Source organism: Prevotella sp. OH937_COT-195, from assembly GCF_003932845.1.
Classification (GTDB): Bacteria; Bacteroidota; Bacteroidia; order Bacteroidales; family Bacteroidaceae; genus Prevotella.
Genome location: NZ_RQZH01000121.1, coordinates 1 through 590, shown reverse-complemented (window position 1 = coordinate 590; position 590 = coordinate 1). Strand labels below are relative to the sequence as shown.

The following is a 590-nucleotide window of genomic DNA, read 5'->3' as shown; positions in this document are numbered from 1 at the left end:
ATAGAGTGCAGTGTGTATTCTCCCCAGTCCCATTCCCATACGATGATATACTGCTCTTCGCCTTTTACCTTTGTGGAGAATATATGATGCTGTATGACTCTTTCCCTACTCTTTCCCGGTGGCGGTGTCGCTGTTCCAAGATATTCTGCATTTTGTAGCACTTCGTTGATTCTTAGCAGCATTTTGTTTTTTTCCTGCAGATACTTGTTGGGTTGGTTCGTCCACTCGGTTATAGATGCCCTTGAGATGTTGATAGGGTGCGGGAACTGTGGTGTATTGATAGCCGTTCCTTGTAGTGGTTTGGCGTATTTTCTCGTCTGTTTCGCATCTGCATTTGCCAACGCTCTGACGATGCGGCATGCTGCGCAGAGTTCGTTATCCGGGATAAACACAAGTTTCTGTTTGCCTTGTGCCAGGTCGCAGTCTCGGCATCTTCGGATGGTATATGGGTTGTAGTCGGGCACGGTTTTTTGCTCCTTGCCGGCGTTGAACCGGAATATACCTTTGGTGTCTTTGCCCGTTGCCTCTTCTCCGAGTGCCATTGCCTCGTCGTGCGGCGTAACGGGATATTTGTCTTTTAGGACTTGTAC

At 48.3% G+C, this 590-nt stretch carries 1 pseudogene; it reads right to left on the bottom strand.

Features of this window, described 5'->3' with window-relative positions:
• Nucleotides 1-590: pseudogene (locus EII32_RS12300) on the bottom strand (phage head morphogenesis protein); the annotation flags it as partial.